This is a genomic window from Pseudoalteromonas aliena (assembly GCF_038155085.1).
GTDB lineage: Bacteria > Pseudomonadota > Gammaproteobacteria > Enterobacterales > Alteromonadaceae > Pseudoalteromonas > Pseudoalteromonas aliena_A.
In genome coordinates this window covers 1-225 of sequence record NZ_JBAKAU010000140.1, presented here as the reverse complement: position 1 = coordinate 225, position 225 = coordinate 1, and the positions used below count along the sequence as shown (strand labels likewise).

The following is a 225-nucleotide window of genomic DNA, read 5'->3' as shown; positions in this document are numbered from 1 at the left end:
TACGTAAGTCATTGTTAGATCTTTCTAAATCTGAATTGCGTATATACATCATATGTCCACTACGATAGCCTTTAAAGCTTAAACTATCTTTCATCTTACCGCTTGGGTCTAATTGCCATAAAGTATATTTAGCATCAAAGTAATTAGTTTCACAATCAAAATATCCGGATTGAATCATTACGTTTAATTAAGGGTTTTGCGCCATTGCTAAGCGTAGATTTTCTC

At 32.9% G+C, this 225-nt stretch carries 1 pseudogene; it reads right to left on the bottom strand.

The window, feature by feature from the left end:
* Nucleotides 1-225 (bottom strand): annotated as a pseudogene (locus V6260_RS18840) (carboxypeptidase); the annotation flags it as partial.